Source organism: Polaromonas sp. P1_E3, assembly GCF_056405935.1.
Genome location: NZ_JBFUBD010000419.1, coordinates 1 through 2,210 on the forward strand (window position 1 = coordinate 1; position 2,210 = coordinate 2,210).

Below are 2,210 nucleotides of genomic sequence, written 5' to 3' on the forward strand. Positions count from 1 at the left end.
GGCATTGATGCTGGCGACAAGGAGTACATCGATTACTTCGCGCCTATCGTGGCGGATGCCGAGGCCGGTTTCGGCGGTGTCTTGAATGCATTCGAACTCATGAAAGCCATGATCAAGTCTGGCGCTGGCGGCGTGCACTGGGAAGACCAGTTGGCTTCCGTCAAGAAGTGCGGCCATATGGGCGGCAAGGTATTGCTGCCCACCCGCGAGTCTTGCCAGAAACTGATCGCCGCCCGCATGGCTGCCGACGTCTGCGGTGTGCCTACGCTGGTGATTGCCCGCACCGACGCGGAAGCCGCCGACTTGCTGACCTCCGACTACGATGAGATCGACAAGCCTTTCCTGACCGGCGAACGCACGGCTGAAGGTTTTTACAAGACGCGCAAAGGCCTGGAGCAAGCAGTAGCCCGCGCTAACGCCTATGCCCACTATGCCGACCTGGTGTGGTGCGAAACCGGTACGCCTGACCTTGACTTCGCGAAGAAATTCGCCGATGCCGTGCACAAGGTTCACCCCGGCAAGATGCTGGCTTACAACTGCTCGCCATCGTTCAACTGGAAGAAAAACCTCGACGATGCCACCATCGCCAAGTTCCAGCGCGAGCTCGGCGCGATGGGTTACAAGTACCAGTTCATCACGCTCGCCGGCATTCACTCCATGTGGTACAACATGTACGACCTGTCGCAGGACTACGTCAAGCGTGGCATGACGGCATACATCGAGAAGGTGCAGGAGCCCGAATTCRCAGCACGCGACCGCGGCTACACCTTTGTGTCGCACCAGCAGGAAGTTGGCACCGGTTACTTCGACGAAGTGACCACCGCGATTCAGGGCGGCAAATCCAGCGTGACCGCACTGACCGGCTCTACCGAAGAAGAGCAGTTCCACTGATCCGGTCCACCCATTTGGCGATTACCCAGACGCTCGCCTCTTTTTGAGGCGCAGCTTTTAGCCTGGACAGGACTTAGGGCCTGACCGGGCTTTTTTATGGACATTTTTAGCGTAGAGTGCAGTTTGTTACACAGAACACACTAAGTGCATCATTAACTGGAGGAGGTTGCCGTGTCGGAATTAACCGTGGGTTTCAAACGTGTCCCCTGTCCCGATTGCAATGGCACTGGCGAACTGCGCATTGAAAGCGAAAACATCAATGAGCACTTTGAAGTTGAAAAACAAACAGTGATCACGGAATGTCCACGTTGCCTCGGGTTGGGATTTTTGCCCCCGGCTTCGCCGCAATAAAGGCTTTGTGGCGTGAAGAAAACGCGCAGCCTTTGAGCTGCGCGCAAGCTGCCGTAAAATAGCCGTATGCAATCAATCAAGCTGGAAACAGGAAGGATCGTTCGGGTTATGACACCGCGAACTACGCCCTCGTCCGTTTTCTGGAGTCATCCAGGGCGCTAGTCCGCACCCCTTGGTGATTGTTAGCTACATATTTCATAGCTTAAATCCGAATTTCCCCATCAAAGCGCGGCATGTTCCGCGCTTTTTTGTTGTGCTCTCCCGATTCCCGATTCCCGATTCCCGATTCCCGATTGCCATAAAGTCCCCATGATCCAAATCACGCTCCCCGATTCTTCCAAGCGCGAATACCCGCAAGCCGTCACGGTCGCCGAAGTCGCCGCCTCGATAGGCACCGGCCTAGCCAAAGCCGCCCTGGGCGGCAAGGTCGACGGCAAGGTCGTTGACACCAGCTACCTGATCGATAAAGACAGCGCGGTTTCCATCATCACAGCCAAGGATGCCGACGGCCTGGACATGATCCGCCACTCCACGGCCCACTTGCTGGCCTACGCCGTCAAGGAGCTGTTCCCGGATGCGCAGGTCACCATTGGCCCGGTGATTGAAAACGGGTTTTTCTACGATTTTTCCTACAAGCGCCCGTTCACGCCGGAAGACCTGGTGGCGATCGAAAAGCGGATGTCAGAGCTTGCCGCCAAGGATGAGCCTGTGACCCGCCGTGTCTTGCCGCGCGACGAGGCCGTGGCTCATTTCAAAAGTATCGGCGAGCACTACAAAGCCGAGATCATTGCCAGCATTCGTGCCAACGAGGATGTGTCGCTCTACCGCGAAGGCGCCTTTGAAGACCTGTGCCGCGGCCCTCATGTGCCCAGCACGGGCAAGCTGAAGTTCTTCAAGCTCATGAAAGTGGCCGGCGCTTACTGGCGCGGCGACCACCGCAATGAAATGCTCCAGCGCGTTTATGGCAC

General features: G+C 56.9%; 3 protein-coding genes. All 3 read left to right on the plus strand.

From position 1 onward, the window contains the following. Positions 1-891: isocitrate lyase (gene aceA, locus AC1D0Z_RS20020; protein ID WP_477659921.1), on the plus strand; the 891-nt coding region annotated here is incomplete at its 5' end. Between the two features lie 171 nt (positions 892-1,062). After that, positions 1,063-1,242, plus strand: a complete 180-nt coding sequence (locus AC1D0Z_RS20025; protein ID WP_431095808.1) for a hypothetical protein — start codon at positions 1,063-1,065, stop codon at positions 1,240-1,242. A 309-nt stretch (positions 1,243-1,551) separates the two neighbouring features. Continuing rightward, on the plus strand, positions 1,552-2,210 hold a 659-nt coding region (locus tag AC1D0Z_RS20030; protein ID WP_477659922.1), incomplete at its 3' end, for a TGS domain-containing protein.